The sequence below is a fragment of the Paenibacillus tuaregi genome, from assembly GCF_900086655.1.
Lineage (GTDB): Bacteria > Bacillota > Bacilli > Paenibacillales > Paenibacillaceae > Fontibacillus > Fontibacillus tuaregi.
Genome location: NZ_LT575476.1, coordinates 5,077,376 through 5,090,684, shown reverse-complemented (window position 1 = coordinate 5,090,684; position 13,309 = coordinate 5,077,376). Strand labels below are relative to the sequence as shown.

Sequence of the window (13,309 nt, the reverse complement as noted above, 5' to 3'; positions counted from 1 at the left end):
TAAAGCCATAAAGATAAGACCTTAAATAAACTCAATCAGAAAGGATGTTTTTTGTAATTTTCAACAGTTCACTTTTGCTCGCGGTTGTACTACTCAAGACAAAATGAGCTGTTCTCTCATTCTCTTGTTTAGCCCACAGTAGTGATCTCTCCTGTGTATACTCGTCAACATAATAATAGGTGTCCACACCATTGATAACCGTTTTAGCATCCACTGACGGAGAACTTTGGAAAAATTTCGTTTCTTCCCTTCCTGGCGTGAAGTAACTTGTATAATTTACTTCATGCTCGCGATTCGTATAAGTGATTACAATGGAGATTGGTTGAGTTCCAATTTTCTGCGTATAGTAACCAAGCTCTTGTCCATTTGAAGCTGTACCAAAAATCATTTTCCCTTTTTTACCGGCTCCGATCGCAGGGTTCATATAAATTGATGCTTCTTTAAATTGGTATGCTTCTGAGAGAATAGGCTGAATTTGACTCGATTCGAATGGAGCTGCAAGCGCCTTTATAAATTGACTAAAATCAGTGTATTTATACGGCGAAATGGTATGCATGACCTGATCTGTTTTTTTGTGCAGAATATCATCTTTACTACCAAAATAGACTGTAGCAGATTCCCCAGGAGAAATCTTATTCTTGATTTCTTCGAGTGCTTGTTGATAATCAGGTAAGACTTTACTATCTGTTGATCTTACCTCTAGAACAACGTTTCCGTTTTTGTCCTTTAACTCGATCCATTTTGTTGTTGCGTAGGTGAATCCGCAGAGTATTCCCACGATCACGATAACGAATGCAGTTCGTTTAAAAACATTAGGTTTTAAATTCGTTTTACATTCCCGTTCATCAATAAGATTTATTATTCTTGTAGAAAAATCCTGTATAGGCAAATCCGGTTTATTAAATAGAATTTTTAACTCTTCCACATCATCTTCGAAATGCTGTTTTTGGGACACTTGGACACTCCTCCAATTGAATCATTTTCATCTTCAATTTTTTGCGAATACGCTCAAACCTTTTACGTACTGTTGTCGGTTTGCAGTTCATAATCCTGCTAATTTCATCAAAGCTTTGGTCTTCCCATACTCTAAGCACAAGCAAGTTTCTGTCCTCGGCAGATAGTAAGCCTAATACGTCATGAATAGATAATGATGCATAATCTACTTCCTGCTTTGCTTGAGCCAATTGCGTACGATAAAGTGTTATCAACTTATGGCGTAAGCTTCGCTTCTTTAGTAAATTAATGCAGTGATTATATGCAATTGTATACAACCATCCGGAAAAGGACGTTCCTTGGGAATATTGGTGTATATTTTGGTAACACTTTAAAAAGATTTCCTGAACCGCATCCTCAGCCTCTTCTTTATTCCTAAGCATGTGGTAACTATATACGTGGATTTTACGTTGGTATTCACAAACAAGCGCTCGAAACGCTTCCTTGTTTCCGTCTTTTATTTGAGCCACAATAATATCTATTTCTAACTCTTCGCTTTTCTGATCCATATATTCTCCTTCCATACCAGGGCCCTGTTTATATGAGTAATAACAATCAAAATAGATGCTTTGTGACATCTTTATAATTATTTTTGAAGATCAATAAACCATATCAAAAAGACAGTTCCTACGGCCATGTCAAAGACATTAATAAAGCAATTACAGTGTTAGCTTCCTTACGCTAAACTGCCCGTTAGCGCAATAAAAATAGAGCAGCTGCCGGCGGCAACTGCTCCATGGTGCGTTCAACTATAGTTCTCCGATAGCGGAGTAGAGGCCAGGTTTACGATTGGTGAAGCTTTAAAAATCAGGTTTCCTCTGTGCGCAGATTAAATCCCTTAACTATGAGCCAAACTGGTAAAACGATTTCAAATATGGCTCCTGGAATATAGAAAACGGTTCCTAAATCTAGGCCGGCGATCGACAGACAACTGCTCGCCAACAATCCCGTATACCCGATAAAACCGATGACGGACAACAATCGAGGAACCCATCTCGATCGATAGAGGATATAACAAAACAACAAGCTGCCTACGCTCAGCACGATCATAGCCATTTTGAATAGCATGAAATGAGCTTCCACCACTAAATTTCCTATCGTTTGCAAGTATGAATCACCGGAAGTTCCTGTGGAAATGGATGTTTTGCTTAACGCGATGAGGACAAGCGGACCGATTAAACTGATGATAAGCAACGCAGACTCCATGATCCGGGAACCGAAATACCCCAACGCAAACGCTTCATTCTGCTTTTTTAAAATAGGGTACAGAAGCATGGCAATCCCCACAACCGCTATGGCATTGATCAACTCCAAGAACAATCCCGCAAACACGTTTGTTCGATCGGGATACATACTGGCGAGTAAATCCGTCCGATGTAAAATAGAATCCATCATTCCGCTTCCAATCAGGTATGCAACCGTCGACACCAAAAACAATGCCCCTGCCACTCTTGCCTTCTTTTTCATGCTTTATCTCCTCTTGGCTAATTTTATAAGCAGTATAGCTCCAAGAGGAATGGGCCTGTAGACACTTTAGTGTGGTTTAGGAGTGTTTATTAACAAGTTTAACTCTCGGGCACGGGCAATCGCTTCCGTGCGTCTTTGCACTTGAAGTTTTTCGAAAATCCTTCGATTGTGACCTTTCACCGTATCTAATGCCAAGAAGAGCTTCTCGCCGATTTCACGATTGGAGAGTCCCTTCGCTATAAGATTGAGCACTTCGATTTCGCGTTGGCTGAGCGGCTCGATCTGTGTGCCTTTCATTCCGTCTTCGAGGACCCGATGCACGCGCTCCAGACCCATTCGAGCTTCTTGAAGAGCCGGGTGCGGCAGATCGCCGGCAAGCCGCAGAGCCTCTCGGTAACACTCTGCCGCCAGATCGGGCCGATCTTCCGCTTCCCTTATTTGACCGATTCCAATAATGGCCATTACAGCCATCAGTTGATGACCTATCTTTTGACTATTCGATATGACTTCGTTATAGGCTTCACATGCCCCGGCATAATCTCCCCGCCGCTGGCAGGCGACGCCCAGCATCCAAGCGGACGCCGTCCGAACAGGGAGGTTATCCGGTCGAAGATACGCGAGCGCACGGCGTGATTGGGCAATAACATTGTCTATTCCGTGTGTTCCTCTTACCTCAGCATCGCTTGCAGGCGCAATCAACCCGACAAGTTCATCGGTCTTGTCTTCGAGCCCCGTGACTTGCATGGCCGCTTCGGCTGCCTGAAGTTTTCGTTCGGTACCATGCTGATCATCAGTCAAAGCTAAGGATGTCAATGTGGCGCGAGTCGCCGCGATTAATCCGATCAGATCCCTGACGCTGACGTCTTGTTCCGCGCCTTCCAAGGCCGCCTCTGCCGCTCGCAGCTTGTGTTCGACCCCCGACGGCTTGCCTGCAATCAGTAGAGCTGAACCATAGATCACCCATAACGCGGGTCTGGCATCCAGTTCCGAGGCAGGCAGCGACTCCAGCCAGTTGAGCGAAATTCCAGTGGCCCCTCGTAGATGTAGAGGCATCCCATCGCCTTGAAGCAGGCGTGAACTGCGCTCTATGTCCCGCGATTCTACGGCATGGCGAAACGCTTCGATCTCGAAACCGTTGTTTTCATACCATAAGCTCGCTCGTTTATGCAAATCCGCAATTTGGCTCCCGTCGTGACTTTCCTGTAACCGTCTGCGAAGGATATCCGCGAACAAATGGTGATAACGATACCAACGTCGTTCCTTATCCAAGGGAATGATGAACAAATTCTTACGATCAAGATCGATTAATATCTCTTTTCCGGAAACCTCGGGATTGAGCATAAGGTTATCGCATAGCGATCCGCACAGTCGGTCGAGGAGCGATGTCCGCAGTAAAAAGGCCTGTACGGCCTCGGGTTGCCGATGCAGAATTTCTTCTGCCAGATAATCCAGCACGAAATGGTGGTTGCCCGTGAAAGACCGAAGGAGCCGCTCGGCGTCATCATCTTCCTGTATGGAGATCGCAGCCAAGTGCAGACCCGCAACCCAGCCTTCGGTACGTGATTGGAACCCGGCTATGTTATCCATGGACAGGTTAAGATTCATTGCACGGTTAAAAAAAGCTTCGGCTTCGGTAAGTGTAAATCTCATGTCAGCAACGCGCAACTCTGTTAATTGGTCCCGAACCCGCAACCGCGGCAGGGAAATACTAGGGTCTTCACGGGTCATTATCATAAGGTGCATCTGCTTGGGAAGGTGGTCAAGCAGAAAGGATACGGCTTCGTTGACCCCTTTCGAATTCGCCGCATGGTAGTCGTCAAGGACGAGGATGAAAGGAGCCGGAATGGCCGCGAGTTCATTAAGAAGAGCCGTCAGAATCGACTTGGTCGGTGGGGGTTGAGGTGATTGAAGCACAGAAAGCACACCTTCCCCTATATTCTCCTCTATAGTCTGAAGAGAGGAGATCATACAGGTTAAAAAGCGCGTAAGTTCATTGTCCCCTTGTTCGAGCGAAAGCCATGCGGCCGGCCGCCCGCAGTCGGCGAGCCATTCACTAACTAAAGTCGTTTTGCCATAGCCCGCTGGTGCAGAAATAAGGGTCAATTTTCGGTACAAACCCTTGTTCAGCCTTTCGGTTAACCGTTGGCGTAGAACCGCTTTCGGCCGAGGCGCAGGGATATAAAATTTGGTGGCTATTATGGGAGTTAACATAAATATATTATACAAGAGCTGTTGGTTCAGCTTCAATGGAAATCAAGGAACCCATTCTACTTATCGGCTGCTTGGTTAGCTTAATGGGGCGTTTGCCAATCTAATACTTTATTTTTCAGTCCAAGACTTTATTTTCTTTAAACAATTATGGCTCTGTTAATGCGTCCAGGATATAACCTAACACGCAGGGTGGATTTTTTCTCCCTGCGTGGTTTTTTTTCTGCTGTAGTGTAGCCTGAACCTAGGGTTAACGCTATAATGGGAATTATATATATTACATAGAATGGAAGGATTTCGAATAGAAGGGGTGGACAGATGGAACTGAGACAAATCCAATACTTTATGGAAGCGGCCAAGCTGGAGCATGTGACGGAAGCTTCTTATGCCCTACACGTGTCGCAGTCGGCGGTGAGCCGGCAGATCTTCAAGTTGGAGGCGGAGCTGGGTGTTGATCTGTTCATCCATGAAGGACGGCGGGTGAAGCTGACGCCGGTCGGGCGGATGTTCCTTGGGCACATGGAGCAGCTGACCAAAGTGATCGAGAAGGCGAAGCAGGAGATTGAGGAATATCTTGACCCGGAGCGGGGGACGGTATGCATCGGCTTCCCAAGCAGTCTTGCTGCTCAGATGATTCCGACGGTAGTGTCGGCGTTCCGTGACCGCTATCCAAGCGTGAACTTCCAGCTTAAGCACGGGTCTTACCGCGAGCTAATCGATTCCGTCAGCAAAGGCGATCTGAACCTTGCTTTGATGGGTCCGGTGCCTCCGAGCGAAGGACAGATCCGCAGTGAGACGCTGTTCCAGGAGAACATTGTGGCTCTGCTGCCTTCAGGCCATCCACTGTCGGGCCGCTCCTCCCTTCATCTAAGCGAGCTGTCGGGGGACTCCTTCGTCTTGTTCCCGGAGGGATTTGTCTTGAGGGATATTGTTGTGAGCTCATGCAAGCAGATTGGCTTCGAGCCGAAGGTGACTTTTGAAGGAGACGATCTGGATGCCATTAAGGGCCTAGTGTCCGCAGGTCTGGGCATCACGCTGCTGCCGGAAATTGCGCTGAGCGAAAGCCTTCCGCCGTCGATTGTCGCGCTGCCACTGCGTGAACCGAGCGTTACCCGTGAGGTGGGTGTGATTGTGCCGGCGAACCGTGAGCTACCTCCAACCGAGAAGCTGTTTTATGATTTCCTGAAACCGTTCTCCAGTGTGTTCGGACACCGGTTCGATCCCGAACCGGTAGTAGAGTCCTGATGGTAAGGAATCCAGTGTTAATATGATGAGAGATTTAAGCTAACAAAAAGGCTGTCCCCTTCATGGCTCTATGCCAAGGGAACAGCCTTTCTTATGATGGCTTGAAGCGGGTCTGGATTAGACTACGCCATGGGCGATCATGGTATCCGCGACTTTCAGGAAGCCGGCGATATTCGAGCCGACAACGAGGTTGCCCGGATGACCGTATTCTTCGGCAGCTTTTACGCTGTTATCATAGATGTTCTTCATAATCACGTGAAGCTTGGCATCGACTTCTTCGAAGGACCAGGCAAGTCTTGCACTGTTCTGAGCCATCTCCAGCGCGGAGACGGCTACGCCGCCCGCATTCGCTGCTTTGGCCGGCCCAAAGTAAATGCCTTCGTTCAGATACACTTCAATAGCTTCCAGTGTGGAAGGCATGTTGGCGCCTTCTGCGACATACTTAACGCCGTTGGCTGCCAAAGTTCTGGCTGCCTGCTCGTCAATTTCGTTCTGCGTTGCACATGGCAGGGCAATATCACATGGGATCGTCCAGATGCCGCTGCAGCCTTCATAGTACTCCGCTCCCGGATGCTCATTAACGTATTCTTTGATCCGTTTGCGCTCTACCTCTTTAAGTCTTTGGAGGGTGGCCAGATTAATGCCATTCCGGTCATAGATATAACCGTTCGAGTCACTCGCCGCAACGACCTTAGCTCCGAGCTCCTGTGCTTTTTGAATGGCGTAGATCGATACATTCCCCGATCCAGAGACGACAACGGTCTTTCCTTCGAACGTTTCCCCTTTGGAGGCTAGCATCTCCTGAGTGAAATATACCAGGCCATAGCCAGTTGCTTCAGTCCGGGTCAAACTTCCGCCGTAGGTCAGCCCCTTGCCGGTAAGAACACCGGCTTCATTGCCGCCGCGAAGACGTTTATACTGTCCGAACATATAACCGATCTCCCGCGCACCAACGCCGATGTCCCCTGCGGGAACGTCCTCATCCGGTCCAATGTATTTGAACAGCTCGGTCATGAAGCTTTGGGTGAATTTCATGATTTCGTTATCAGATTTGCCTTTAGGGTCGAAGTCTGATCCACCCTTGCCTCCCCCGATCGGCTGCCCTGTCAGAGAGTTCTTGAAGATTTGTTCGAAGCCGAGAAACTTAATGATACTCGCATTCACGGATGGGTGGAAGCGAAGACCGCCTTTGTAAGGTCCAATCGCGCTGTTGAACTGAACACGGAAACCGCGGTTAACCTGCACACGGCCTTGGTCATCAATCCAAGGTACGCGGAAAGAGATCAATCTCTCAGGCTCTACAATTCTCTCCAAAATGCTGTGCTGACGATATTTTGGATGTTTAGCGAATACAGGTGCCAGGGAGTCTAGGATTTCCTTAACAGCTTGGTGGAATTCCTCCTCACCAGGATTGCGCTTGGTGACAGTCTCGTAGACCTCATTCACATATTGCTGGGCTTCTGCCAGAACGGACGTATTGTAATCGATTTGGGCCATTAATAAAAACCACCTTTCTTTAATAGTTGACCGCGTTAAAGAGTTAATCGGCAAGATATAACGAGCGGCCTGAATTTGCTCCGGGTTTAAATAGACTTAATTTATTTTATTATTTCCATAAATGTGAAACAAAACTTTATTTAGATGAACTTGATGACTAAATGAGATGAACTTTACAGCGAGTGTAAGTTTTCAGAGGGAACAGACCCTTGGAAAGACTGCTGGGGATAAGGGAAGTGGAGGAAAGGGGAGTAAGAAGGAATGGATGGCTATGACATTTATCATACCGGACATGCATGATACTGAAGAATAGGGATCAAGCAGCTCTCTATATCAAAGATTCTATCGCCGACGTAGGCAGTATTCAAGTAGGAGAATGAGCGAGATGAGGCTGTGGCTGCGGAGAACCGCAGCCTTTTATGCCATAACTAATACAGGTCAATGTATCTCTCTGGTTAAATGACCTTGTCATACATTGCCATTTGGAAGAGGGCCTCCATACCTGCCTGCTTATACAGCCTATGCGCACCGGTAGGGCTTTCCGCGTCCACGCTGAGCAGCACTTGAGTAATGCCCTGGCGGTAGGCTTCCTGAAATGCATGTTGCAGCAGGGCCAGGGCGATTCCCCTCTTTCTGTAGGCGCGTCTGACTCCAAGCAGGTCAACGAAGACGTGATCGCCAAAGTTTTTGCTGATCAGAAATCCGGCCACTTCGTCCCCTTCACGTGCGGTAAACCACAGGCTCCGGTCATAATGTTCACCACTTCTTTCCATCAGCCAAGCTTCCTCTGTAGTCTCACTATAAAGACGGTGGTCCTGGAAGGCATCGCTGTAAGCCTTGAAGACTTGATGCTCATCGATTCCCGGGCGGAATGGGGAGATTGAGATTGCCTCTACCGCAGCTGGCTTGGGTGGTGCAGAGGTGAACTGGATATTCATGCGGCTGTACAGCCGTACGAATTCGTACCCCCGGCTCAGCAGCAGAGAACGGGCCTGCTCATTTAAGGCAGGAATGACATTCGACAGCCGCCATACCGTATCTTCCCGTTCTGCCGACCGTGACAGCTCTCCGCCCCTTCTCTCCAGGAATTCGAGCAGTTCTGTACCGATCCCCCGGCCTTTATACTCCGGATGAACATAACCGTAAGCCATCAGCCTGCCTCCCGACTGCTTCTCGCAGAATGCAAAACCGATGACTGCGCCGCCTTGAGCGCGCACAATCCATGTATCCTTATCCAGGTCCAGCCCCTGCAAAATATCCAGCGTATCCTCCAGCACGATGTCCGGTGCGCCGTATTCATCGATATCGCAAAGGATGATCAAATCCGTGATTGCTTGGGCATCGGTCAAGCTGGCCGGCGTAATGTGAAATGAGTCCATTATTGTAACCCCCGTGACTCCGGGCTGAGTTGTCATGCACAAGAAGCCAACTAACCCGAAAGTAATTTTATTCCATAGTTTACCATGCAGGCATTCCGATTGGGTCTGGAAAGTTCGTTATATATATGTTCTCTCCACATTTGAAAGGGCTAAAGTGTTTGGCAGGGTCAAGGGAGGAAACGAAGGCCGTAAGGCCGGGATTAGGGGGAAACTTGAAAACGGGAAGAAGCCCATCAAGTTCACTCTGAACCGATGGGCTATTTTCTCTGTTTGCTTTTATTAAGTTTTAACATACATATAACGCATCAAGTCAAGGTAGAGGTAAAGAAGCCGTGTCTAACTGATGAACCCCAGCTGTCTTGCCTGCTCCTCAGTAAGTATGTATTGTTCGTTCGGCCAAATCTCATCCTCCTCCCGCACCCCGAACATTTTGGCGACCTCGGTCCATACGCCTTTTTCCACAGCTTCCTGTTGAGTAATTATAATCTTCATATTTACCCGCCTCCTCTTCTACATAATTGAACTTAAGAATTGCTAATAGGCAATAGTGTGAAATGATTCTGTAGAAGCGAAGCGTTCGCCTTTGTGACCGGACTTCTACCTTATAAATTTAATCAAGAAATCTGGGAACAACAGCGATCGGAAGAACATTTCACACGGTTGCCCTTGGCTGCCTTACCTGTAAATTCATAATTCAACTTATATAACTTTAAGTTACCCGAAAAATGAGTACCCCAATACGAAATTTGATGCCTTATGCGGCCTAAGTGGGAGAAGTACAATTAGGATATAAATGTAAAGGCTTACATAAGAGAACATCTGGAGGAGACAAACATGGAGGAGAAAGTAACGGCTGAATTATCCCCAGGGCAGCAGCGCCCCTTCTCGCCAGCGGTCAAACGAAGCCTGCTTCAAAGGCTGTATTCCCAGCGGCATTTGCAGGTGATGGCTTTGCTTGGGGTGGCGTGGATGATCATTTTCAATTATGTTCCGATGTACGGGATCATCATTGCTTTCAAGGAATACATCATTGGACAAAGCATGCTTGATGCGCCATGGGTTGGATTTGATCATTTCAAAGAATTTTTTGAAGACGAAAGCCTGGGCAATGTCATTAAGAACACGCTGGGCATCAGCTTCTTCAAGCTGCTGATCGGCTTCCCGCTGCCTATTATTTTTGCGTTGTTCCTGAACGAGATCAGGTCCGTGAAGTTCAAGAGATTCGTCCAGACGATCTCGTATCTCCCACACTTTCTGTCATGGGTAGTGCTTGGCGGGATTCTGGCAACCTGGCTTGCGGATGTGGGGATCATCAACCATATTCTTATGGCTCTGCATCTCATAGACAAGCCGGTATCCTATCTGGCGGAGCCCGGCTATTTCTGGACTATCGTCATCGGATCGGACCTTTGGAAGGAGCTTGGCTGGTCAGCCATTATCTATCTGGCTGCGATTTCGAGCATCTCCCCGGAGATGTATGAGGCCGCCACGATTGATGGCGCGGGACGATTTCAGAAAATGTGGTACGTCACGCTTCCGGCCATTAAATCGACGATCAGCATTTTGTTCATTCTTGCTGTGAGCGGGGTGCTCAATTCTAATTTTGACCAAATTCTGGTGCTTCGCAACTCATTGAATGACAGCGCAAGCAATGTGATTGATATCTATGTCTACCAGACCGGGATTATATCCGGACGGCATTCGTATTCAACCGCGATCAACCTGATCAAGTCAATCATTGCCCTGATTCTGCTGCTGGCTGCCAACCGGATCACCAAAAAGATGAACAATACTTCGCTATTTTAGGAAAGGGGCTTAGTTGAATGCTTACGCTTAAACGCAAAACGAAGGGCGAGGCCTTTTTCGACGCGGTTAACATCACCGGAATGCTGCTGATCTGCTTTGTGACTCTGTATCCGATCTGGTACGTGCTGGTCAATTCGTTCAACAACGGGGCTGACGCCATGCGGGGCGGAATTTACTGGTGGCCGAGAATGATCAGCTTTGAGAATTTCAAAGCCGTCTTCGCAAGTCCCGGCATCATGACCGCCATGGGTGTAACGGTAGCGAAGACGCTGCTCGGGACCGTGGCCCATGTCCTGTTTACGGCTATGGTAGCCTATGCATTCTCACGCAGGGGACTGATCGGCGGCAGAATCTATATTCTGCTCGGCACCTTTACGATGTTCTTCAGCGGTGGGCTGATTCCCACGTTCCTGCTGATCCGGGACCTGGAGCTGCTGGACAGCTTTCTGGTATACATTGTTCCGGCTTTATTCAGCTTCTTCGACTTAATCATCTTCATGACGTTCTTCCGGGAGATTCCCGAGGGCCTTGAAGAGGCCGCAAGGATCGACGGGGCGAACGACTGGACGATCTTTCTGAAGGTGGTGCTTCCGGTATCTATGCCGGTAATAGCCACGATTGCGCTTTTTCATGGCGTGTATCAATGGAACGATTATTTTACCGGGATGATCTATGTGAACAATACAGATCTTCAGCCCATCCAGACGTATCTGTACCGGGTTGTGGCCCAGTCCAGTTCGAATCAGATGATGAATGCGGTGCAGGGTGGGTTGACCAAGAGTGTGACCTCCCAATCGATCAAGCTGGCTACCATGGTGGTGACGACACTGCCGATTGTGTTTGTCTATCCGTTCCTGCAGAAGTATTTTGTTAAAGGAATGATGATCGGTTCTATAAAAGGGTAGGGTGCGTCTGTACAGCATACGGATCGCCATCATAACCAGGTAATTCCTCTGGCCGCTATCGACCGGTGAGAGTTGCGATAACCTAAAATTTGTATTTGAAAAGGGGTAGAAAGATGAGCAAGAAGCATTCGCCTAAATCCATGCTGATCCTGCTTGTGGCCATCATGATGATGTTCTCTATGGCGGCATGTTCCTCCGGGGACAGTAAGAAAGCCGGGGAGACTACGGACAGCGGCAAGCCTGCGGTCAAGTTGACCGAGAATGATCCGGGCTGGAAGGCCGATACGTCGCCAATTACTTTTGACTGGTATCTTAATTTCTCCTGGTTCCCGAACAAATGGGGGGTAGATCCCACTTCGCAATATATTACGAAAAAGACCGGTGTGAACATTAATTTCATCGTTCCCGCCGGCAATGAGAATGAGAAGCTGAACACCATGATTGCCTCTGGCAAGCTGCCTGACTTCATCACACTTGGCAACACTGAGGATGCCTTCCAGAGAATGATTGATGGCAAGCTCGTTCTGCCGCTGAATGAGCTGGCCAAGGAGTATGACCCTTATTTCTTCAAGGTGTCCGATCCGGCCAAACTGGCCTGGTATACGACCAAGGATGGCAAAGTCTATGGATACCCAAATGCCTCCTCTTCTCCTGAAGATTACAAGCAATACGGGAACACCTATATAGGCAATCAGGTGTTTGCTGTGCGCAAGGATATGTACGAGGCACTGGGCAAACCAGATATGCGGACCCCAGAGGGATTCCTTAAGGCTCTGCAAGCGGCCAAGGAGAAATTTCCGGATGTGAATGGGCAGGCGCTGATTCCACTTGGACTGCATGAATTCACGGAGAAAGGTAATTATTCGCTTGAGGCTTATATTCAGAATTTCCTGGCTATCCCGAAAGAGAAGGACGGCAAGCTGTATGACAGGGAGACCGATCCGGAGTATGTTCGCTGGCTCAAGACCTTCCGCAAGGCGAATGAGTTGGGCTTGCTGTCCAAGGACATCTTTATCGACAAGCGTCCGCAGATGGAGGAGAAGATTGCCCAAGGCCGGTATTTTGCCATGTTGTATCAGCGTTCAGACTTTACAGCCCAATTGAACACGCTGTACGCTGCCAATCCAGAAGCGGCCTATATCGCCATTGATGGTCCTGCAAATGCCAACCTGGATGCGCCGAAGCTGGATGGTCCTGGCATTTCCGGATGGACCGTGACTCTGATCTCCAAAGATGTTAAGGACAAAGCCCGCGCCATCCGCTTCCTCAGCTACTTGAACAGTGAGGAGGGCAACAAGGACCTGTTCCTGGGAGAGAAGGGTGTCACGTATGATACAATTGACGGCAAAGATCAATTCAAACCGGAAGCCTTGGAGGTCCTGAACAAGGACCGCTCTTCCTTTGACAAGAAATATGGCGCTTCCTTTACATTCTGGATGCTTATGAATACTAATATCACCACAAAGTGGAATCCTGCCCAAGTTGAGCCGTTCAAACAGCTGGAAGATTGGACAAAGGGCAAGATCGTCAGCGGGTCGCAGTTCGAACTGCTTGATCCGCTTGGGAACTCTACCGAAGGGATTATCAATAACAAGATTGGACTGCTTCGCGGCAAGACTCTGCCCAAACTGCTTATGGCGGGTTCCGATGCGGAATTTGACCAGATCTGGGCTGACTATCTAGCGAAGCGTGCAGAGTATGGCATGGATAAGGTTCAGGCCTACAAACAGGCCAAATATGAAGAGAATATGAAAAAGCTAAAAGAGTTCATAAATTAAAGGGCTCTTCAAATACCCGCCATTGCAGCGG

General features: G+C 48.1%; 10 protein-coding genes and 2 pseudogenes. 4 read left to right on the top strand and 8 right to left on the bottom strand.

Annotated elements, in window-relative coordinates; all coding sequences use genetic code 11:
- Positions 1–31: 31 nt before the first annotated feature.
- The 5 genes and pseudogenes from BN6628_RS22895 to BN6628_RS26995 all read right to left on the bottom strand — a co-directional run.
- The gene (locus tag BN6628_RS22895) at positions 32–955 is read right to left on the bottom strand and encodes a hypothetical protein (protein ID WP_068620905.1); all 924 of its coding nucleotides are present in this window, start codon (positions 953–955) and stop codon (positions 32–34) included.
- Positions 927–1,502, bottom strand: coding sequence for an RNA polymerase sigma factor (locus BN6628_RS22890; protein WP_157692500.1), 576 nt, complete (start codon positions 1,500–1,502; stop codon positions 927–929). The genes BN6628_RS22895 and BN6628_RS22890 overlap by 29 nt, the downstream gene beginning before the upstream one ends.
- A 298-nt stretch (positions 1,503–1,800) precedes the next feature.
- Complete coding sequence (locus BN6628_RS22885; protein ID WP_068620901.1) at positions 1,801–2,460, bottom strand: DUF4386 domain-containing protein; 660 nt, start codon at positions 2,458–2,460, stop codon at positions 1,801–1,803.
- Positions 2,461–2,526: 66 nt separating this feature from the next.
- Positions 2,527–2,742, bottom strand: a pseudogene (locus BN6628_RS27000) (response regulator transcription factor); the annotation flags it as partial.
- Positions 2,743–2,826: 84 nt separating this feature from the next.
- Positions 2,827–3,204 (bottom strand): annotated as a pseudogene (locus BN6628_RS26995) (tetratricopeptide repeat protein); the annotation flags it as partial.
- Positions 3,205–4,986: 1,782 nt separating this feature from the next.
- Between BN6628_RS26995 and BN6628_RS22875 the strand changes: the two are divergent.
- Positions 4,987–5,913, top strand: coding sequence for a glutamate biosynthesis transcriptional regulator GltC (locus BN6628_RS22875; RefSeq protein ID WP_068620897.1), 927 nt, complete (start codon positions 4,987–4,989; stop codon positions 5,911–5,913).
- Positions 5,914–6,030: 117 nt separating this feature from the next.
- Here BN6628_RS22875 and gdhA read toward each other — a convergent pair whose 3' ends face one another.
- The 3 genes from gdhA to BN6628_RS26485 all read right to left on the bottom strand — a co-directional run bounded on the left by gdhA (position 6,031) and on the right by BN6628_RS26485 (position 9,281).
- Positions 6,031–7,410 (bottom strand): NADP-specific glutamate dehydrogenase, encoded by a 1,380-nt coding sequence (gdhA, locus tag BN6628_RS22870; RefSeq protein ID WP_068620895.1) that lies wholly within the window; start codon positions 7,408–7,410, stop codon positions 6,031–6,033.
- 455 nt (positions 7,411–7,865) lie between these two features.
- Positions 7,866–8,789 carry a GNAT family N-acetyltransferase gene (locus tag BN6628_RS22865; RefSeq protein WP_068620893.1) on the bottom strand — a complete coding sequence of 308 codons (924 nt, stop codon included), beginning with the start codon at positions 8,787–8,789 and terminating at the stop codon, positions 7,866–7,868.
- A 336-nt stretch (positions 8,790–9,125) separates the two neighbouring features.
- Positions 9,126–9,281 carry a hypothetical protein gene (locus BN6628_RS26485; RefSeq protein WP_187386152.1) on the bottom strand — a complete coding sequence of 52 codons (156 nt, stop codon included), beginning with the start codon at positions 9,279–9,281 and terminating at the stop codon, positions 9,126–9,128.
- 342 nt (positions 9,282–9,623) lie between these two features.
- Here BN6628_RS26485 and BN6628_RS22860 point away from each other — a divergent pair, with 342 nt between their 5' ends.
- From BN6628_RS22860 to BN6628_RS22850, 3 genes are all read left to right on the top strand, one after another.
- A complete protein-coding gene (locus BN6628_RS22860; protein ID WP_068620891.1) occupies positions 9,624–10,595 on the top strand; it encodes an ABC transporter permease in 972 nt (323 codons plus the stop codon).
- A 17-nt stretch (positions 10,596–10,612) separates the two neighbouring features.
- A complete protein-coding gene (locus BN6628_RS22855; RefSeq protein ID WP_068620889.1) occupies positions 10,613–11,500 on the top strand; it encodes a carbohydrate ABC transporter permease in 888 nt (295 codons plus the stop codon).
- Positions 11,501–11,613: 113 nt separating this feature from the next.
- Positions 11,614–13,278, top strand: a complete 1,665-nt coding sequence (locus BN6628_RS22850) for an extracellular solute-binding protein (RefSeq protein WP_068620887.1) — start codon at positions 11,614–11,616, stop codon at positions 13,276–13,278.
- Positions 13,279–13,309: the final 31 nt, after the last annotated feature.

What these genes read in the sequence shown, in the direction of transcription:
- gdhA (WP_068620895.1), bottom strand. Translation starts at nt 7,410, where the DNA reads ATGGCCCAAATCGATTACAATACGTCCGTTCTGGCAGAAGCCCAGCAA.
- BN6628_RS26485 (WP_187386152.1), bottom strand. Translation starts at nt 9,281, where the DNA reads ATGAAGATTATAATTACTCAACAGGAAGCTGTGGAAAAAGGCGTATGG.
- BN6628_RS22890 (WP_157692500.1), bottom strand. Translation starts at nt 1,502, where the DNA reads ATGGATCAGAAAAGCGAAGAGTTAGAAATAGATATTATTGTGGCTCAA.
- BN6628_RS22860 (WP_068620891.1), top strand. Translation starts at nt 9,624, where the DNA reads ATGGAGGAGAAAGTAACGGCTGAATTATCCCCAGGGCAGCAGCGCCCC.
- BN6628_RS22865 (WP_068620893.1), bottom strand. Translation starts at nt 8,789, where the DNA reads ATGGACTCATTTCACATTACGCCGGCCAGCTTGACCGATGCCCAAGCA.
- BN6628_RS22850 (WP_068620887.1), top strand. Translation starts at nt 11,614, where the DNA reads ATGAGCAAGAAGCATTCGCCTAAATCCATGCTGATCCTGCTTGTGGCC.
- BN6628_RS22885 (WP_068620901.1), bottom strand. Translation starts at nt 2,460, where the DNA reads ATGAAAAAGAAGGCAAGAGTGGCAGGGGCATTGTTTTTGGTGTCGACG.
- BN6628_RS22855 (WP_068620889.1), top strand. Translation starts at nt 10,613, where the DNA reads ATGCTTACGCTTAAACGCAAAACGAAGGGCGAGGCCTTTTTCGACGCG.
- BN6628_RS22875 (WP_068620897.1), top strand. Translation starts at nt 4,987, where the DNA reads ATGGAACTGAGACAAATCCAATACTTTATGGAAGCGGCCAAGCTGGAG.